Annotated in this window: 15 protein-coding genes and 1 pseudogene; 8 read left to right on the top strand and 8 right to left on the bottom strand. The window is 71.6% G+C overall.

The window, feature by feature from the left end; translation table 11 throughout:
- Positions 1-121: 121 nt before the first annotated feature.
- Complete coding sequence (locus OG310_RS15265; RefSeq protein WP_329456427.1) at positions 122-1,564, bottom strand: glutamate decarboxylase; 1,443 nt, start codon at positions 1,562-1,564, stop codon at positions 122-124.
- Positions 1,565-1,913: 349 nt separating this feature from the next.
- A complete protein-coding gene (locus OG310_RS15260; protein WP_329456426.1) occupies positions 1,914-3,182 on the bottom strand; it encodes an ion channel protein in 1,269 nt (422 codons plus the stop codon).
- A gap of 356 nt (positions 3,183-3,538) precedes the next feature.
- Here OG310_RS15260 and OG310_RS15255 point away from each other — a divergent pair.
- Positions 3,539-3,742: pseudogene (locus OG310_RS15255) on the top strand (MerR family transcriptional regulator); the annotation flags it as partial.
- Positions 3,743-3,987: 245 nt separating this feature from the next.
- Complete coding sequence (locus OG310_RS15250) at positions 3,988-5,553, top strand: DedA family protein (protein WP_329456425.1); 1,566 nt, start codon at positions 3,988-3,990, stop codon at positions 5,551-5,553.
- Between the two features lie 142 nt (positions 5,554-5,695).
- On the opposite strand, the gene OG310_RS15245 is transcribed toward OG310_RS15250, so the two are convergent.
- Entirely contained in the window at positions 5,696-7,333 is a 1,638-nt protein-coding gene (locus OG310_RS15245; protein ID WP_329456424.1) for a threonine/serine ThrE exporter family protein, read from the bottom strand.
- 241 nt (positions 7,334-7,574) lie between these two features.
- On the bottom strand, positions 7,575-8,072 hold the full coding sequence (locus OG310_RS15240; RefSeq protein WP_329456423.1) for an inorganic diphosphatase: 498 nt from the start codon (positions 8,070-8,072) through the stop codon (positions 7,575-7,577).
- Between the two features lie 154 nt (positions 8,073-8,226).
- Between OG310_RS15240 and dacB the strand changes: the two genes are divergently transcribed.
- Positions 8,227-9,711: a D-alanyl-D-alanine carboxypeptidase/D-alanyl-D-alanine endopeptidase gene (gene dacB, locus OG310_RS15235; protein WP_329456422.1), complete on the top strand. Its 1,485-nt coding sequence runs from the start codon at positions 8,227-8,229 to the stop codon at positions 9,709-9,711.
- A gap of 330 nt (positions 9,712-10,041) precedes the next feature.
- Here dacB and OG310_RS15230 read toward each other — a convergent pair whose 3' ends face one another.
- A complete protein-coding gene (locus OG310_RS15230) occupies positions 10,042-11,286 on the bottom strand; it encodes a metal-dependent hydrolase family protein (RefSeq protein WP_329456421.1) in 1,245 nt (414 codons plus the stop codon).
- 153 nt (positions 11,287-11,439) lie between these two features.
- Here OG310_RS15230 and OG310_RS15225 point away from each other — a divergent pair, with 153 nt between their 5' ends.
- The 5 genes from OG310_RS15225 to folE all read left to right on the top strand — a co-directional run bounded on the left by OG310_RS15225 (position 11,440) and on the right by folE (position 17,451).
- Positions 11,440-12,567, top strand: coding sequence for a zinc-dependent metalloprotease (locus OG310_RS15225; RefSeq protein WP_329456420.1), 1,128 nt, complete (start codon positions 11,440-11,442; stop codon positions 12,565-12,567).
- A 218-nt stretch (positions 12,568-12,785) separates the two neighbouring features.
- Positions 12,786-13,862, top strand: coding sequence for a tRNA lysidine(34) synthetase TilS (gene tilS / locus OG310_RS15220; RefSeq protein ID WP_329456419.1), 1,077 nt, complete (start codon positions 12,786-12,788; stop codon positions 13,860-13,862).
- Between the two features lie 42 nt (positions 13,863-13,904).
- Entirely contained in the window at positions 13,905-14,459 is a 555-nt protein-coding gene (gene hpt / locus OG310_RS15215) for a hypoxanthine phosphoribosyltransferase (protein WP_329456418.1), read from the top strand.
- A 240-nt stretch (positions 14,460-14,699) separates the two neighbouring features.
- A complete protein-coding gene (gene ftsH, locus OG310_RS15210) occupies positions 14,700-16,730 on the top strand; it encodes an ATP-dependent zinc metalloprotease FtsH (protein ID WP_329456417.1) in 2,031 nt (676 codons plus the stop codon).
- A gap of 115 nt (positions 16,731-16,845) precedes the next feature.
- Positions 16,846-17,451, top strand: a complete 606-nt coding sequence (folE, locus tag OG310_RS15205; protein WP_329456416.1) for a GTP cyclohydrolase I FolE — start codon at positions 16,846-16,848, stop codon at positions 17,449-17,451.
- 180 nt (positions 17,452-17,631) lie between these two features.
- On the opposite strand, the gene OG310_RS15200 is transcribed toward folE, so the two are convergent.
- From OG310_RS15200 to folB, 3 genes are read right to left on the bottom strand one after another with little or no spacing between them, the layout of a single operon-like run.
- Entirely contained in the window at positions 17,632-18,117 is a 486-nt protein-coding gene (locus tag OG310_RS15200; RefSeq protein WP_329456415.1) for a DUF3180 domain-containing protein, read from the bottom strand.
- Positions 18,118-18,171: 54 nt separating this feature from the next.
- Entirely contained in the window at positions 18,172-18,795 is a 624-nt protein-coding gene (gene folK / locus OG310_RS15195; RefSeq protein ID WP_329456414.1) for a 2-amino-4-hydroxy-6-hydroxymethyldihydropteridine diphosphokinase, read from the bottom strand.
- Positions 18,792-19,151, bottom strand: coding sequence for a dihydroneopterin aldolase (gene folB / locus OG310_RS15190; protein ID WP_329456413.1), 360 nt, complete (start codon positions 19,149-19,151; stop codon positions 18,792-18,794). Before folB ends, folK begins: the two co-directional genes overlap by 4 nt.
- Between the last annotated feature and the right edge of the window lie 73 nt (positions 19,152-19,224).

Below are 19,224 nucleotides of genomic sequence, written 5' to 3'. Positions count from 1 at the left end.
GCCTTCAGCGCCTTCCTGCCGTATGCGCACTGACGGGAGCGGGAGCCACTGACATGGTCTTCCGCCCGGCGTCGTACGCTCCCGCCCGGCGTGGTCCGGGCGCCGTCGCTCGCGGGCGCCGTCAGTGGTGGAACGCCGTCGCCTTCGCCTTGTCGCGCACCAACGGGTGCTCCTGCTCGCGCAGTTCCGGCAGCAGCCGCTCCAGGTCGTCGAGCAGCAGGGCCCCCAGGTCGGCGGAGAAGCCGTTGCGGCAGACGACGCGCAGCACCGCCAGGTCCTCCCGGTTCTTGGGGAAGGTGTACGCGGGCACCAGCCAGCCGCGCTCGCGCAGCCGCCGGGACACGTCGAACACGTCGAAGGCCGTGACGTGGTCGGCCGTCGTGAAGGCGAAGACCGGCAGCTCGTCGCCCTTCGTCAGCAGCCGGAAGTCGCCGAACTGGTCGATCTTGCGCGCGAGACCCGTCGCGATGTCCCGCGTCGTCTGCTGCACGGCGCGGAAACCGTCCCTGCCCAGCCGCAGGAATGTGTAGTACTGCGCGACGACCTGCGCGCCGGGCCGGGAGAAGTTCAGCGCGAAGGTCGGCATCTCGCCGCCCAGGTAGTTCACCCGGAACACCAGCTCCTCCGGCAGCGCCTCCGCCGACCGCCACAGTGCCCAGCCGACCCCCGGGTAGACCAACCCGTACTTGTGGCCCGAGGTATTGATCGAAGCGACCCGTGGCTGCCGGAAGTCCCAGAGCAGGTCCTCGTCCAGGAAGGGTGCGATCATCGCGCCGGACGCACCGTCGACATGGACGGGGATGTCGAGCCCGGTGCGCGACTGGAGGTCGTCCAGCGCGGCGCACAACTCGGCCACCGGCTCGTAGGACCCGTCGAACGTCGACCCGAGCACGGCGATCACGCCGATGGTGTTCTCGTCGCACAGTTCCGCCGCGGCCGCCGGGTCGAGATGGAAGCGCTCGCCGTCCATGGGCACTTGGCGCATCTCCACCTCCCAGAAGTCGCAGAACTTCTCCCAGCACACCTGCACGTTGATGCCCATCACCAGATTGGGCCGCGCGGTGGCGGGGTAGCGGTCGGCGTTGCGCTTCGCCCACCGTCGCTTGAGCGCCATCCCCGCGAGCATGCACGCCTCGCTCGATCCGGTGGTGGAGCAGCCCACCGCGGTCAGCGGGTCCGGCGCGTGCCACAGGTCGGCGAGCATCGTCACGCAGCGGCGCTCCAGCTCGGCGGTGCGCGGGTACTCGTCCTTGTCGATCATGTTCTTGTCACGGCACTCGTTCATCAGGACGTCGGCCTGGGGCTCCATCCAGGTGGTGACGAACGTGGCGAGGTTCAGGCGGGAGTTGCCGTCGAGCATCAACTCGTCGTGCACCAGCTGGTACGCGGTCGCGGGCGGCATGGGGCCCGCGGGCAACTCGTGCGTGGGCGGAGCGGAGTTCATCGCGCTGACGGGGTCGGCGTCCCCGAAGAAGGGGTTGAGGGACAGCCGCCTCATCTCCTCGCTGTCCTCTTCGGCCTCACGGCGTGCGCGGGTGTTCTCGTTGCCCTGGTGCAGAGACATCTACGGCTCTCCTCGGCTGTTCGCGGGTGCTGCTGTTCGCGGGGTGGAGCCGTGCCGGCGACGCTGCGGCCGCGGCCCCGACCGTCGGGTCACGGGTACGGCCACGGGTCCGGTCGCCGGTACGGGTAGGGGTACGGATACGGGCAGGGCCACGCGTACGGGCAGCGGTTCCGGGTGCGGGCCCGGCTACGGGTACGCGTACGGGGCGAGCATACGAACGCCGCCGGGCCTCCGCCGGGGGCGACGCTCCAGCGTTTTGCGACCACCGTGCGAGGTGTGCCGTGCGGCCCGGGGCGGTCCCGGTCGCCCGGCGCTGAGCGGCGCCGGCGCCCCGGTCCGTCCCCCGCGCTCACCGCCGCGCCGCCCCGTCGTCGTCCAGCTGCATCAGCGGCCGGCCCGTCACCAGCAGCCACGCGGGCAGCGTCGCGACACAGAGCAGCGGCAGCACATCGGTGTCCGCCGCCAGCACCGCGGCGGTGAACAGGCTCAGCCAGCCCTGCCGGGTCACCGCGAGCAGTACGCCGAGGACCGCGCAGACGACTCCCAGCGTCAGGTTCACCTGCGAGACGAGCGCGTGGGCGCAGAGGCCGAGCGCGACGCCGGCGAAGATCGAGGGGAAGATGCGCCCGCCCCGGAACCCGCCCGCCGTGGCGATCACCACGGCCGCCAACTTCACGACGGCCATCAGCGCGAAACCGCCCGCCGACCAGCCGGTCGGATCGTCGGCGAGCGTCTTCACCTCGTTCAGGCCCTTGAACAGCGTGAGATGACCGCCGAGCGCGCCCAGCGCCCCGAGCAGCACCCCGCCCGCGCCGAGAGCCACCACGGGGCGCCAGGACCCGCCCGGCAGCAGTCGGAAGGCCCGGTGCGCGTACGGGAGTCCGTACACGGCCGCCATCCCGAGGACGGCGCCCGCCGACGCGACGACGATCGCGGTCAGCAGGTCGCCCCAGCCCGGATCGTGGAAGCGCGGCAGGCCCAGGTCGAAGCTGGGCTTCGCGATCAGGTTGCTGGTGAGTGCGCCCGCGCCGCCCGCGATGAGCGGCCCGAACAGCTTGTCCCACAGTGAGCCGGGCCCGGGCCGTGCGGCGATGGTCTCCGTGAGGATCAGCGCGGCGGCGACGGGCGTGCCGAAGAGGGCGCCGATGGTGCCGGCGGCCGCGAGCGACAGCCACAGGTCGGCGGGCGCGCGAGGGGCGACCCGGCGGCCGAACCAGGAGGCGAGTGCGATGTTCGTGGCGGTGATCGGGTTCTCCGGGCCGAGACTCACGCCGCCCGCGAGCGCCAGGACGGTCGCCACCAGCAGTCCCGGCAGGACGCGTGGTGTCAGGGGCGGGTCGACCAGCCCGGTGGTGGCCGGATCGGGGCCTGCGTGCCCGGGTGCGAACCGTACGACGAGTCCGATCGCGAGACCGGTGGCCGTCAGCATCACCACCATCCACGCCACGGAGTACCGGCCGATGCCGAGCGCACCGGGCAGCGACGTCCACAGCACGTGCTCGAACTGCTCGGCGAGGTCGCTCACCCCGATCAGGACGAGACTCGCGAGCACCCCGATGAGGAGCGAGGGCAGCACGAGGGGGAGCAGGGTGCGTGGGGAGGGCGAATCGGTGACCACGCGCGACACCGTAAGGGAGGAAGCTCGCCGAAACCGGGCTTAAACCGTCAAGTCCGGCGGTGCGGCGGTGCGGCAGTTCGTCGGTCCCGCGGTCCCGCGGTCCCGCGGTCCGGCAGTTCGTCGGTCCTTCGGTTCGTCGGTTCGGCAGTCCCGGGGTCCGGCGGACCGGCAGCCCAGTGGGCCGGGGCCTGCGGTTCGGTACCGGCGGGCCTGCCTTCGGCGGCCCGGTCGGTTCGGCGGGCCTGCGATTCGGCGGCCTGGGCGATCCCGTCGGCCCGGACTGCTTGCACCTCACGCGACGGGAGGCCCGACGCTGGGCAGCGGCCTCACCCGCAGGGCGAGGAGAGGGGAAAGCGATGAGCCACTACGCGGTGGGACAGGTCTCGGCGCTGGCCGGCGTGACGGTCCGCACCCTGCACCACTACGACGAGATCGGCCTGCTCTCGCCGGACACCCGCAACCACGCCGGGCACCGGCTGTACGGGGAGGCCGGCCTCGACCGTCTGCAGCGGATCCTGTTCTACCGGGAGCTCGGCTTCCCCCTGGAGGAGGTCGCCGCGCGCCCTGTCGGCATCCCCCCGCACCGGTCCGCGTTCCCGCCCCTCGTACCAGCGCTTGCCCCGCGCCCGTGGGCGGAACCACCGGTTGGACGGAGGCGTTGATAGCTTGGAGGTCCGGCGACGCCCGAAGACGCTCAGTGCGGAGCCCGTACGGTGAATCGCCGCAGACGCGCCGGCGCGCAGGACCGGTTACGTAGGATCGCCGCCGACGCTCGACCGACTACCGACTCAGGAGTCCGGAACCCGTGTACACCCTTGCTCTCGGACCCAGCTGGATGGATCCGGATCATCTGATCTCGACCTTCGGCATAGTCGGTCTCCTGATCGTCATCTTCGCCGAGTCGGGCCTGCTCATCGGGTTCTTCCTGCCGGGCGACTCGTTGCTGTTCACCGCGGGTCTGCTGGTCACGGCCGGCAAGCTCGGCACCCCGCTGTGGCTGCTGTGCCTGCTCGTGTGGATCGCGGCGGCCCTCGGCGACCAGGTGGGCTTTCTCTTCGGCCGCAAGGTCGGCCCTTCGCTGTTCAACCGGCCCGACTCCAAGCTGTTCAAGCAGGAGAACGTGGAGAAGGCCCACGCCTTCTTCGAGAAGCACGGCCCGAAGTCGCTGGTGCTCGCCCGCTTCGTGCCGATCGTGCGGACGTTCACGCCGATCATCGCGGGCGTCAGCCGCATGGACTACCGCTCGTTCCTGATCTACAACGTGATCGGCGGCGGCCTCTGGGGCATCGGCGTCTCGGTGCTGGGTGCGGCGCTCGGCAAGGTCGCGTTCGTGAACGCGCACATCGAGCTGATCCTCGTGGCGATCGTGCTGGTCTCGGTCGTGCCGGTCGCGATCGAGTACCTGCGCGCGCGGGGCAAGGCCGCTGAGGAGACGGGCGCGGAGCCGCAGCCGGCCGCGCCCGGCGGACCGTACCCGGATTCGCGGGGGCCGGGCGACCCGACCTCCACCATGCCCATGCCCGCGCTGTCGGACGACGACGACCCGGCCGGTCCGCCGTCCGCCCCCGGTGGCTCCGGCCGCGGGAACGGGAACGGCGGGAGCGACGGCCGGCCGTACGGGCAGGGCCCGTACGGCCACCAGGGAGCCCCCGCCGCCGCGCCGCACCCGTACCAGCAGGCCCAGCAGGCCCAGCAGGCCCAGCAGGCCCAGCAGCAAGGGAACCAACAGCAGCCCCAGCAGTACGGCGCGTACGCCCAGGCACAGCAGGCACAGCACCCCGAGCAGCCACAGCACCCCGAGCAGCCGCAGCAGTACGAGGGCGGGCAGCCGTACGGGTACGGGAACGATGCCTACGGGCAGCAGCAGGGCCGGCAGTTCCCGCAGTCTCAGCAGCATCCCCAGGCTCAGCCGCAGTACCAGCCGCAACAGGCGCAGGGACAGCAGCAGCCGCAGCAGGCCCACCCGTATCAGCAGCAGCAGTACCAGCAGCCGTACAACTACCCCCAGGGTCAGCAGCAGCCCCAGCAGCCCCAGCACCAGGCGGCGTATCCGCAGCAGGACGGGCCGTACCAGCAGCCCCAGCAGCAGCCGGGACAACAGCAGTACCAGCAGCCCCAGCAGCAGCCGGGGCAGCCGCAGTATCAGCAGCACCCGGCGCCGTATCCGCAGCAGGCCGGGCCGTACCAGCAGCCCCAGCAGCAGCCGGAGCAGCCCTACGGCTACCCCTCGCAGGACCCGCGGCAGGGGCCTCACCAGGACCCGCGGCAGAGTCCTCAGCAGGGTCCACAGCAGGGGCGTCGTCGTCGGCCCCCCCAGGATCCCGAGGCCGACGGCAACGCTGTCGACCCCCGGGACGAGCGCCGGTACTGACAAGCGGGCCGTTGGGGCGAAGAAGCCGACGGGGGAGCGCCCGGCCGCGCCGCCCGACGGCCACGGAGGGCGGGACGTGGCCGGGCGCGGCCGGATCAGCCTCCGAAGGGCCGGTGCGCAACCCTGACGGGTGAATGGCGGGTCAGAACCCGCGGGTGCGCTTCGCCGCGCGCCGTGCCGATCCGCGCGTCGCCCCCGGGGCCTTCAGGAACAGCCGGGAGATCTCGCCTCCGAGGTTCACGCCGACCGCGATCGCCAGCGCGAGCGCGACCGCCTTGGACAGGGAGGCGAGGCCGTGGTCCAGTTCGTTCTGCGCGATGCCGAGCAGACCGAAGTACGTGGCGGAACCGGGCAGCAGCGGTCCGATCGCCGCCGTCACGTACGGCAGCGAACTGGAGAACTGGTAGCGCGAGAACAGCTGCCCGAACAGGCCCACGAGCCCGGCCGCGACCGCCGTGGAGGCGACCGGCGAGATGTGCGCCGTGAAGTGCATCGCCCCGTAGACGACCCAGGCGACGCCGCCGTTCAGGGACACCATCAGCACCGTCCGGCGCTCCTGTTGCAGCAGGACCGCGAACGCGAGGCTCAGCGACACCGACACCAGGATCTGGACCACCGGCCGCTGCCCGCTGACGGGAGCGCTGTCCGGGTTCAGCGGGGCGCCGAGCTGTACGCCCAGATAGAGCACGATCAGCACGCCGATGACGATCGCGATGAAGAAGTACATGACTTCGAGCAGGCGCGCCGCGGCGGTGATGTAGTAGCCCGTCAGGCCGTCCTGCACGCCCGCGACCAGCGCCCGCCCCGGCAGCAGCGCGAACAGCCCACCGGTGATCACCGCGGACGGCTTGCCGTCCCAGGACAGGGCCGAACCCGCCACCGTCAGCGCCACCCCCATCGCGGCGGGCGGCATGGCCGCCACCACGAACTGGTAGAACTCCGGCAGCCCGCGCCCCGCACACAGCCAGGCCAGCCGGTCGCCGAGCATCGCGCCGGTCATCGCCGCGAGGAACACCACGAAGTCACCGCCGACGAGTACGGAGGCGGAGCCCGCCAGCACGCCGCTGGCGGCCGTCAGGGCCCAGCCGGGGTAGGGGTGGCGGTTGCGTCGGATCGCGGCGAGGCGGCGGTACGCCTCCTCCAGCGTGACGTCCTCGTCCTCGTTGGTGATGTCGTCCACGAGGTCGAACACGGCCGACAGGCGGGTGTAGTCGGTGCCGCGCCGCCGCACCACCCGGCTCGCCGTCACCGGGTCCTCCACCAGCGAGGGCTGGTGGGAGATCGAGATGAGCGTGAAGGTCACGTTCGGTTCGCAGCGCTCCAGGCCGTACGCGTGGCTCACGGCGAACATGGCCGCTTCGACGTCCTCGGCGCCCTCGCCGCCCGCCAGCAGCAGTTCGCCGATGCGCAGCGTCAGGTCGAGCACCCGGGGTACGGCCGGACCGGTGACGTCGTGCCGCTGTACGACCTCCGGCAGCGGCCGGTCGCCGACCGGCATGCGCAGCAGCGTGCGCATCCGGTCCTGCCACGGCGTCTCCTTGGTGAGCCGCAGCATGGGCACACCCTCGGCGGGGGTGAAGGCGGGCAGCGACACGGTCTGCACGTACGACGGCGTGGGCGCCGGTGCCTCCGTCCGCACGCCATCGGGCAGCGCGAACTCCGAGGTGGGGTGCTCGTCCTCGGGCACCGGCGGCTGCGGCACCCCGAGCGGCGGTGTGAAGGCGCTGTGCGCCTCGTCCGAGGGAGGCTTCCTGTCCTCGGGACCGTCAGACTCGGCCACTCGTCACGCCTCGTTCCTTGCTCGCACGGCCTCCTGCCGCGTCTGCCCAGTATGGCCACGCTCATGGCCGCGGACACGCCGACAATGCGCTCGCGGCACGCGAACGGGCGGCGCGCCGTACTCCGGCGTGCCGCCCGTTCGGGGTGTCTGCTCACAGCATGCTGTGACCGGTGCGGGACGCGTGCGGCGTGCGCCCCGGCGCACGGTCAGTGGTGCGCGCCGCTTCCCGGTGGGGATCCGGTCAGTGGTGCGCGCCGCCCTGCGCCTCAAGGCGCTTGCGGGACGCCTCGATCTCGGCCTCGGCCTCGGCGCGGCCCACCCAGTCGGCGCCCTCGACGGACTTGCCGGGCTCCAGGTCCTTGTAGACCTCGAAGAAGTGCTGGATCTCCAGGCGGTCGAACTCGGAGACGTGGTGGATGTCGCGCAGGTGCTCCACGCGCGGGTCCGACGCCGGGACGCACAGCAGCTTGTCGTCGCCGCCGGCCTCGTCCGTCATGCGGAACATGCCGATGGTGCGGCACTTGATGAGGCAGCCGGGGAACGTCGGGTCGTCCAGGAGCACCAGGGCGTCCAGCGGGTCGCCGTCGGCGCCGAGGGTGTTCTCGACGAAGCCGTAGTCGGCCGGGTAGCTGGTCGAGGTGAAGAGGCGACGGTCGAGGCGGATCCGGCCGGTCTCGTGGTCCACCTCGTACTTGTTCCGCGATCCCTTGGGGATCTCGATGGTGACGTCGAACTCCACGGGTGGTTCCTCCAAGATCAAGACATGCGGTTGTGACGTGACGCTGCCGGCGGAGCGCGTCCACCACCCGGACAGGGGCAACGAGCGCGCCGCGTGACGCAGTGATTAAGTGTCCCCCACGAGGTCATGTGATCGCGAAAGGGGCTGGTCAGCCGTGCTCGATCAGAAAGCCTGGCAGGTCACGGCGGGTTCCGTCGTCCTCGGCCTGCTGGTCGCCGCGGGCGCCGTCGCGGTCGCCGGCCCCTGGGACGACGGTCAGCGTAAGGCCGAAAGGACCTGGGCCGCTGGGCGGGACCGGACGGGCGGCGCTCATCCCGGCGCGCCCGCGCCCGTCCGCGCGCCCGCGCGCGCGCCTCGGCCGGCCCCGAGTGCGGGCCCCGTCCTGTCCGCGCTCGGCGCGGACGCGGACGACTCGCCCGCGGACAGCGGGACCGTGGACGGCTCCGGCGCCGCGGGCCGATCCCACACCGGGACCAGGGCCGAGGCGGGCGAGGCGCCGATCAACCTCGCGAAGACACTCGGCCCGCTGCTCTCACGCCCCGCGCTCGGCTCGGTCACGGCGGGCTCGGTCGTGGACGTCGAGACCGGCAGGCAGCTGTACGCGAAGAACGCGAAGCGCCCCATGACCCCCGCGTCCACCGTGAAACTCGCGACCATGACGGCGGCGCTCTCGGCCGTCGGTCCCGACCATCGCATCCCGACCACCGTGGTGGCGGACGAGGACGGCAAGAGGATCACCCTCGTCGGCGGGGGCGACCCCAGCCTCGACACGCGGGCGCTCGGCAAGCTCGCCGACGACACCGCGCGGGCGCTGAGGAAGAAGGGCGTCAAGAAGGTCGCGCTCGGCTACGACGTCTCGCTCTACTCGGGCCCCCGGCAGCACCCGATCGGCCCCAACGACAACATCGCCCCCGTCGTGGCCCTCACGCTCGACGAGGGCCGCCTCAACACCACCACCAGTGGCCCCGCCCCGCGCAGCGGCGACCCGGCCGGCGACACCGCCGAGGAGTTCGGGCACCTGCTGCACGCGCGGGGCGTCACCGCCACCAAGGCGGCGGCTCCGGCGAAGGCGCCGAAGGACGCGAAGCGCCTCGCGGTCACGTACTCGGCGCCGGTCTCCGACCTGATCGAGCGCGCGCTGACGGAGAGCGACAACGACATCGCCGAGGCCATGGCCCGGCAGACCGCCCTGGCCGGGCACCAGCCGGCCAGCTTCGCGGGCGGCGCGAAGGCCGTGAAGGAGCAGCTCTCCAAGCTCGGCATGCCGCTGGGCGGCACGGTGTTCACCGACGGCAGCGGCCTCAACCGCAAGGACAAGGTCACCGCCGGCCTGCTGACCTCCCTGCTGGCCCGGGACGGGGACCCGGCCCACCCGGAACTGCGGCCGGTGCTGACGGGCCTGCCCGTCGCGGGTTTCAGCGGCACGCTGCTCGACCGGTACAGCGGCCGGGGCGAAGGCCCCGCGGACGGTCTGATCCGCGCCAAGACCGGCACCCTGACGGGAGTCAACACCCTGGCGGGCACGGTCGTGGACGCCAACGGCCGGCTGCTCGCGTTCGCCTTCATGGCCGACGGGACGGCGTCCCCCACCGAGGCCGAACAGGCCCTGGACCAGGCATCGACGGCACTTCTGCCCTGACTCGCGCGCGCTGGGCGGGAGACCGGCCCTTCCACGGGTCTCGCGCCGTCGGACCCACCGGCTCTCGCGCCGGCGCCCAGGCGCCCGCCCGTCGCACGCGCCCGCGCGGCCGCCGGGCTCCCGGCAACCGCGCACGCCGGGGCGCGCGGGTCGTCCTTACGGCGCCGAGCCTCGCGCGGACGGCCCGGGAGCACACCCACGCCTCGCGCGGACGGCTCGGGAGCCCGTACGCCCTGCCCCTGCCCCCGCCCCCGTACGCCCGGGAGCCCGCCACGCGGGCGCCGGAGTCCCGCCGCGCGGGCCGGGCGCCCCCGGGCCGTCGCACAAGCCTCAGGCCGCCACCGGAGCCACCGTGCCCGCCGCGTCCACCACCCGCACGCCGTCGCGCCAGACGCCGCGTACGCGGGAGGCCAGATCCGCCAGGTCGGAGGGCTCCGTGACCGTGCCCTCCACCAGCACCAGGTCCGCGCGGTGGCCGGGAGCCAGGCGGCCGAGTTCGTCGCCCAGGCCCAGCAGGCCGGCCGCCGAGGAGGTGGTCGCCGCGAGGACCTGCGGCACGCTCATGCCGCATTCCGCCAGCAGCCGCAGCTCCTCCAGGTTGGTGCCGTGCGGGCCGATGCCGCTGTCGGTACCCATCGCGATCTTCACGCCCGCCGCGATCGCCCGTGTCACCGACTCCGAGTGCACCTCGATGACCTCCTTCGTCTTGCGCACGACGGCGTCCGGCAGCTCCATGCCGAGCTCCACCGCGCGCAGCACGCTGACCGGCGCGAGGAGCGTGGGCACCAGCCAGGTGCCGTGCTGGAGCATCAGCTCGATCGCCTCGTCGTCCAGGTAGATGCCGTGCTCGACGGAGCGGACGCCCGCGCGGACCGCGTTCTTGATGCCGTCCGTGCCCTGCGCGTGCGCCATCACGTACCGGCCCTGCATCCGTGCCTCGGTGACGAGCACATCCAGTTCCCCGGGCGTGAACTGCGCGTGCTTCGGGTCGTCGCCCGGCGAGATCACCCCACCGGTCGTACAGACCTTGAGTACGTCGGCGCCGGCCCGCAGCAGGGTCCGCGCCGCCTTGCGCATCTCGTCGGGGCCGTCGACGACGGCCTCGGGACGGCCGGGGTGTTCGCCGAAGATCGGCGCGGACAGGCCGGACGGCAGCCAGTGGTCGCCGTGGCCTCCCGTGGTGCTGATGATGTTGACGGAGATCCGCAGGCGGGGGCCCTGGATCAGCCCGTCCTCGACGGCCTGCTTGACCCCGAGGTCCGCGCCGCCCGCGTCCCGGACTGTGGTGATGCCGAGCGCCAGGGTCCGCCGCAGGTTCCGCGCCGCCTGGTAGAAGGGGTACGAGAACGGGGTGAGGAACCGCTTCGACAGGCTCAGGTCGCTCGCCATGATGTGCACGTGGGAGTCGATGAGACCGGGCAGGACCGTCCGCCCCGCGCAGTCGACCCGCTCGTCCCCGTCGAGGCCGGGTCCCACCTCGACGACCCGGCCGTCCTCGATCACCACGTCCGCGGCCGACGGCGCGTCGCCCGAGCCGTCGAATACCTGACCTCCGCTGAAGACCGTACGGGTCATGGCGCGACCACCTCACTCTTCCGGCTGCTTTGGTCCGCCCCGCGTCCCGCGCGGCGGATCTCGTCCCGTAGACGATCTCAGGGGCGGATGTCAGGGAGGAATCCGGGCAGCCGAAGCACACCGGACGCGGGCTCCACCACGTACGGTTGACGCATGACGAGCATCGGTGGTGCCGAGATGGTCGACTGGAATCTCGCGGTGGCTACCGCGAACCGCCTCATGAGGCCGGGTCCCGAGGTGACCAGGGACGAGGCGCGCGAGATCGTCGCCGAGCTGCGGCGGCACGCCAAGGCGGCCGAGGAGCATGTGCGCGGTTACACGCGCATGGTCCCTGAGGACCACGCGCCCGCGGACACGCCGGTGCTCGTGGTGGACCGGCCCGGCTGGGTGAAGGCCAACGTGGAGGGTTTCCGCGAGCTGCTCAAGCCCCTCTTCGAGAAGGTCCAGGAGCGTCGCGCCGACACTCCCGGCGGCGCGGTCTTCGGCGCCGTCGGCGGCAAGGTCACCGGCGTCGAACTGGGGATGCTGCTGTCGTTCATGGCGTCGCGCGTCCTCGGGCAGTACGAGACGTTCGCACCGGCCGGGCGGGACCTGCCCGCGGGGGAGAACGGTGGGGGGCGGCTGCTGCTCGTCGCGCCGAACATCGTCCACGTCGAGCGTGAACTGGACGTCGATCCCCATGACTTCCGCCTCTGGGTGACCCTGCACGAGGAGACCCACCGCACCCAGTTCACCGGCGTGCCGTGGCTCAAGGACCACCTCCAGGGGGAGATCCAGTCCTTCCTGAGCGAGACGGACATCGACCCGACGACGGTGCTGGAACGGCTCCGCGAGGCCGCTCAGTCGCTCACGGGCAACCGCCCCGACGCGGACGGCGAGGGACAGGGCGAGGCGCCGAGCATCGTCGAGCTGGTGCAGACGCCGGGGCAGCGCGAGGTCCTCGGCCGGCTGACCGCGGTCATGTCGCTGCTTGAGGGCCACGCGGACTACGTGATGGACGGCGTGGGCCCGCAGGTCGTGCCGAGCGTCGCCGAGATCAGGGAGAAGTTCCAGCAGCGCAGGGCGCGCGGCGCGAGCCGCCTCGACCAGGCGCTGCGCAGGCTCCTCGGCCTCGACGCGAAGCTGCGTCAGTACCGCGACGGCGAGCGGTTCGTGCGTGCCGTGGTGGACGAGGTGGGCATGGACGGCTTCAACCGCGTCTGGACCTCGCCGAACACCCTGCCCACGAAGGCCGAGATCGCCAAGCCGGCCGAGTGGGTGGCGCGGGTGCACCAGGCATAACCGCCTGGCACACACGGGGAGTCCCGTGGCAGATGCACGCCTCAGCTATCACCCGTCCGAGGGACCGTACGGGCTGGCTGGGCGTGCGATGCTCGGGTATTGGCTCGGTTCTGTCACCATCGACGCACTCTGAGTGACGAACCCGTGTCCCGGCCTTGCGCGCGGGACGCAACCGAGCCACTCCCTCCCCGTAGACATATTCACGAAGGGCACCGGACATGGGTCCCCATCCTGCGGTCGCGGCGATACGCCTGGCGGTCCGCCGCGTACTCCACGACATCCTCACCGACCACTCGGCGTTCGCCACGCCCGCCGGCGCCGGTGCGCGCGGTGCCACAGGCGCGCCCGCCGCCTCCCGGCCCCTCCATCCGGGCGGCCACCCCGCCCCCCTCGTGCTGGTCGCCTGCTCCGGCGGCGCCGACTCGATGGGCCTCGCCTCCGCCCTCGCCTTCGAAGCGCCCAAGCTCGGCGTCCGGGCGGGCGGCGTCACCGTCGACCACGGCCTCCAGGCCGGGTCCGACATCCGCGCCGCCGAGGTCGTCGCCCGGCTCACCGCCATGAAGCTCGACCCCGTCGAGGCGGTCGCCGTCGCCGTCGGCCGTGACGGTGGCCCCGAGGCCGCCGCGCGGGACGCGCGGTACGCGGCGCTCGACTCCGTCGCGCAGGCGCACGGCGCCGCCGCGGTGCTGCTCGCCCACACCCGTGACGACCAGGCCGAGACGGTCCTCCTCGGCCTCGCCAGGGGCTCCGGCATCCGCTCGCTGTCCGGCATGGCCGCCGTGTCCGGCGCGGACCGCCGCTACCGCCGTCCGTTCCTCCAGCTCGACCGGCAGACGGTCCGCACGGCATGTCTCGCGCAGGCCATCCCCGTCTGGGACGACCCGCACAACGTCGACCCCGCCTACACCCGTTCGCGGCTGCGCCAGGAGGGCCTGCCCGCCCTGGAGAAAGCCCTCGGGAAGGGGGTCGTCCAGGCCCTGGCCCGTACGGCGCAGCTGTCGCGCGACGACGCCGACGCGCTCGACGCGTGGGCCGCGGACGCCGAGGCGAGCGTCCGGGACGACGCGGGGCAACTGGAGGTGGCGAAGCTCTGCAAACTGCCGCCCGCGGTGCGCCGCCGGGTGCTGCGCAAGGCGGCCATCACGGCGGGCGCGCCCGCCGGTTCGCTGTTCGCGCGGCACATCGAGGAGGTGGACCGCCTGATCACGGGCTGGCGGGGCCAGTCGGGCATCAACCTGCCCGGGCGCGTCGAGGCGCTGAGGCAGGGTGGCAGACTGGTGATCCGGCAGGGCTGAACAGAGCCGGCCAGCGGACGCCGGACGACGAAAGTGACTGTGGTGGACCACAAGGACCTGGGCACCGACCTCCAGTCGGTGCTCATCACCAAGGAAGAGATCGACGCGAAGCTCGCCGAGCTGGCCGCGAAGATCGACGCGGAGTACGCGGGCAAGGACCTCCTTCTGGTCGGAGTGCTCAAGGGCGCCGTGATGGTGATGGCGGATCTGGCGCGCGCGCTGGCCACGCCGGTCACGATGGACTGGATGGCGGTGTCCTCGTACGGCGCGGGCACCCAGTCCTCGGGCGTCGTCCGGATCCTGAAGGACCTGGACACGGACATCAAGGGCAAGCACGTCCTGATCGTCGAGGACATCATCGACTCGGGCCTCACGCTGTCGTGGCTGCTGTCCAACCTGGGCTCGCGGGAGCCGGCCTCGCTGGAGGTCTGCACCCTGCTGCGTAAGCCGGATGCCGCAAAGGTCGCCATCGACGTGAAGTGGATCGGGTTCGACATTCCGAGCGCCTTCGTCGTCGGATACGGCCTCGACTACGGTGAGAAGTACCGCAACATGCCCTTCGTGGGGACGCTCGCGCCCCACGTCTACGGTGGCTGACCAGGCGCGGAGCGATACTCCGCGGTCGCGTTGGCCCCTTCGGGGGACTGATGCGGACACATCATTGTTGACCCGGGAACCACTCCACCCCTCTCCGCGTTGGAGCAGAGGAGGACGGGTTCGTCACCAGCACCGTGCGGCCGTGAGTGCCGACGCTGGGGTACCGTCCGAAGAACAGTCTTTTCTCACAGCAGCATTTACCTACGGGCAGGAGGGACGGGGCGTCACCGCCTCGTATGGATGGACGTGAAGCGATACTTCCGTGGGCCGGTCATGTGGATCGTGCTGGCCGTCCTCGCCGTGGTCGTGTTGATGAATGTCGTCTCCACAGGAGGCGGCTACAAGACGGTGGACACCGGCCAGGTCGTTCAGGCGATCGACAAGAACCAGGCCGAGCAGGCCAAGCTGACCACTGGCGACGATCAAGTCATCAAGGTTGATCTCAAGAACGGCCAGAAGGTCGCGGGCAGCGACAAGATCCAGGCCAGCTACATCGGCAGCCAGGGCTCCGCGCTCGCGAAGGAACTCCAGCAGAAGTTCAACGCCGGTCACATCAGCAAGGGATACACGGTCTCGCCCTCGAAGCAGAGCCCGTTCCTCTCGGTGGTGCTGTCACTGCTGCCGTTCGTGCTGCTGGTCGTGGTGTTCCTCTTCCTGATGAACAACATGCAGGGCGGCGGCTCCCGCGTCATGCAGTTCGGGAAGTCCAAGGCCAAGCTCATCACCAAGGACACCCCGAAGACGACGTTCTCGGACGTCGCCGGCGCTGACGAGGCTGTCGAGGAGCTCCAGGAGATCAAGGAGTTCCTCCAGGAGCCCGCCAAGTTCCAGGCCGTGGGCGCCAAGATCCCCAAGGGCGTGCTGCTGTACGGCCCGCCGGGAACGGGCAAGACGCTCCTCGCGCGCGCTGTAGCGGGCGAGGCGGGCGTGCCGTTCTACTCGATCTCCGGTTCCGACTTCGTCGAGATGTTCGTCGGTGTCGGTGCCTCCCGAGTGCGCGACCTCTTCGAGCAGGCCAAGGCGAACGCTCCGGCGATCGTCTTCGTCGACGAGATCGACGCCGTCGGCCGGCACCGCGGTGCGGGTCTCGGCGGCGGCCACGACGAGCGCGAGCAGACGCTGAACCAGCTGCTCGTGGAGATGGACGGCTTCGACGTGAAGGGCGGGGTCATCCTGATCGCCGCCACGAACCGGCCGGACATCCTCGACCCGGCGCTGCTGCGGCCAGGCCGCTTCGACCGGCAGATCGCCGTCGACCGCCCGGACATGCTGGGCCGGCTGGCGATCCTGAAGGTCCACCAGAAGGGCAAGCCGGTCGCGCCCGACGTCGACCTCAGCGCTGTCGCACGTCGTACGCCCGGCTTCACGGGCGCCGACCTGGCGAACGTGCTGAACGAGGCGGCGCTGCTGACGGCCCGCTCGGACCAGAAGCTGGTGAACAACCACTTCCTGGACGAGGCGATCGACCGTGTCGTGGCGGGCCCGCAGAAGCGGACCCGGATCATGTCCGAGAAGGAGAAGAAGATCACCGCGTACCACGAGGGCGGACACGCCCTGGTCGCGGCGGCTTCCCCCAACTCGGACCCGGTCCACAAGATCACGATCCTGTCGAGAGGCCGTGCCCTCGGCTACACCATGGTCCTGCCGGACGAGGACAAGTACTCCACCACGCGCAACGAGATGCTCGACCAGCTGGCGTACATGCTGGGCGGGCGCGCGGCTGAGGAGCTCGTCTTCCACGACCCGACCACCGGTGCCGCCAACGACATCGAGAAGGCCACCTCCACGGCCAGGTCGATGGTCACGCAGTACGGCATGACCGAGCGTCTCGGCGCGATCAAGTTCGGCGGCGACAACAGCGAGCCGTTCCTTGGCCGTGAGATGGGCCACCAGCGCGACTACTCGGAAGAGGTCGCGGCGCTCGTCGACGAAGAGGTCAAGAAGCTCATCGAGACGGCGCACAACGAGGCGTGGGAGATCCTGGTCGAGAACCGGGACGTCCTGGACAACCTCGTGCTGGCCCTGCTGGAGAAGGAGACGCTGGGCAAGGAGGAGATCGCACAGATCTTCACCACCATCGTCAAGCGCCCCATGCGGCCGGCCTGGACGGGTTCCTCGCGGCGCACGCCGTCGACCCGCCCGCCGGTGCTCTCGCCGAAGGAGCTCGCGCTGACCAACGGCGCGTCCGGCACCAACGGTGCCGCGTCGCTGACGAAGGGCACGGACACCCCGACGGAGCAGATCCCGGAGGACCGGCCCGACAACAGCTGACGGCTGCGGGACCGGCCCCGTCCGGTCCGGAATGTCTGCCGCGCCCCCCAGGTTCTATGGTCTACGGCCTAGCCTGGGGGGCGCGGCATTTTCTTGCACGAGGAACGAGGAAGACATGACGGACCCGGTGACGCTCGACGGCGATGGCCAGATCGGTGAGTTCGATGAGAAGCGCGCCGAGAACGCCGTACGGGAGCTGCTCCTCGCGATAGGCGAGGACCCGGACCGGGAGGGGCTGCTCGCGACACCCGGCCGGGTGGCCCGTGCGTACAAGGAGATCCTGGCCGGTCTGTGGCTGGAGCCCGAGGATGTTCTGACGACGACGTTCGACCTCGGCCACGACGAGATGGTGCTCGTCAAGGACATCGAGATCGTCTCGCTGTGCGAGCACCACCTGCTGCCGTTCCACGGTGTCGCGCACGTCGGCTACATCCCGGCGGTGAGCGGCAAGATCACGGGGCTGTCGAAGCTGGCCCGGCTGGTGGATGTCTTCGCCCGCCGTCCCCAGGTGCAGGAACGCCTGACGACGCAGGTCGCGGACTCCCTGGTACGGATCCTCGACGCGCGGGGCGCGATCGTCGTGATCGAGGCCGAGCACATGTGCATGTCGGTGCGCGGGATCCGCAAGCCCGGCTCGAAGACGATCACCTCGGCTGTTCGCGGCCAGCTGCGTGACGCGACGACACGCGCCGAAGCCATGAGCCTGATCCTGACGCGCTGACGCTCAGGGGCCGTGGCCGGCGCGGCCGGCGGCTGTCGCGTGGACAGCCGCCCGTCGCGTGGACAGCCGCCCGTGCGTCCGGCCGGCCGCCGCGTCGTCCTCCGGCCCCGGGTCGTACGGGAGTCCGTGGTGGCCCGGGCGGATGCGCGCCGCCCCCACGAAGCCGGGCGGGCTCACGGCTCAGGCGCTCGCGCCGTTGTGGTGGTCGTCGTCCTTGTCGTCCGGCAGCTTGCAGACGCGCTCCAGGAAGACCGCCGCGGCGATGACCGCGATGCCCGCGAGCAGCGAGAACCCCGCGTAGATCGCCTGGTCGCGGCGCGCCGGGATGGACAGCTGGGTGAGCAGGAACACGCAGGTGCCCCCGTACATGCCCGCCACCAGTGCGGCCACCAGCGCCGCGGCCTGGCCGAAAACCACCGCACGGGCCGCGACGAGCGGATCCACACCCTTGGCCTCCGGGCGCCGCTCGCGCTGGGCGCGCAACCTGGCCCGGATCGACAGCGCCGTGGCCACGAGGATCACCGCGATCGCCGCCAGCACGATGGGGGCGCCCGCGGGGACGCTGGGCAGGGTGCCCAGCGAGTCCCACAGGCGGGCGCCGCCCCACGCGAGTACGCCGACCGTCACGAGTAGCCCGGCCAGGACGCCGATCCGCAACTGCCTCACCCGGAAAGCCGCCCTTCGAGAAATATGCCGCCAGGTCCCTGCCGAGCCTAACGACTATTCCGGCAGACGGAGTTCCAGGTCGACCCGGGCCATCACGCCGTCCTGCCCCACGACCGTCAGCAGTTCCGTGACGGCGCCGCGGCCCGGCACCTGCGCCTCCGGCTCCACGTCGTGCCACGGCGCGAGGACGAAGGCGCGCTGGTGCACCCTCGGGTGCGGCAGCGTCAGCACCGGGTCGTCCGAGACGACGTCCCCGTACGCGAGGATGTCGACGTCGATCGTGCGCGGGCCCCACCGCTCCTCGCGCACCCGGTCGAACGCCTCCTCGATGGCCTGGCCGCGCTCCAGCAGGGACGACGGCGGCAGTGTCGTCTTCACGAGGACGACCGCGTTGAAGTACGACGGCTGGCTCCCCGGCTCGACGCCCCACGGCTCGGTCTCGTAGACCGGCGAGACCGCCTTGACCCGGACGCCGGGAGTGTCCTCCAGGGCGTCCACCGCGCCCTGGAGCGTCTCCAGGCGGTTGCCGAGGTTCGACCCCAGCGCGATCACCGCGCGTTTGGGGTTCGACAGCGTCACGTCCGCCGCGTCCACCTGGGCGATCACGGAGGCGGGAACCGGCTGCACGGTCGGGTCGCTCGCCGCCCCGCCCACGCCGTACGCGTCATGCTTGCTCATACTCGGCTCCGGGTGATGGTGATGGTCACATCGTCGAAGGGCACGGTGATCGGCGCGTCCGGTTTGTGGACCGTCACCTCCACCTCCCGTACGCCGTCGTGCTTCAGGCACTGCTGGGCGATGCGCTCGGCCAGCGTTTCGATCAGGTCGACCGGGTCGCCCTGGACGACCTCCACGACTTCCTCGGCGACGATCCCGTAGTGCACGGTCTTCGCCAGATCGTCCTCAGCCGCGGCCGGGCGGGTGTCGAGGCCGAGCACGACGTCGACGATGAAGGTCTGGCCCTCCTCCCGCTCCCGGGGAAAGACACCGTGGTGTCCACGGGCCCTGAGGCCGCGCAGCGCGACACGATCCACGCGAATCACTCCTGCTGTCGTCGGTCATGGGCACCGGCCGCATGCGGGCGGGCCGGGCACCCACGTTCGAATC

Source organism: Streptomyces sp. NBC_01497, from assembly GCF_036250695.1.
In the GTDB taxonomy this organism is placed as follows: Bacteria; Actinomycetota; Actinomycetes; order Streptomycetales; family Streptomycetaceae; genus Streptomyces.
Note: the sequence above shows the minus strand (reverse complement) of the source record. Positions and strands in the feature narration are given on the sequence as shown.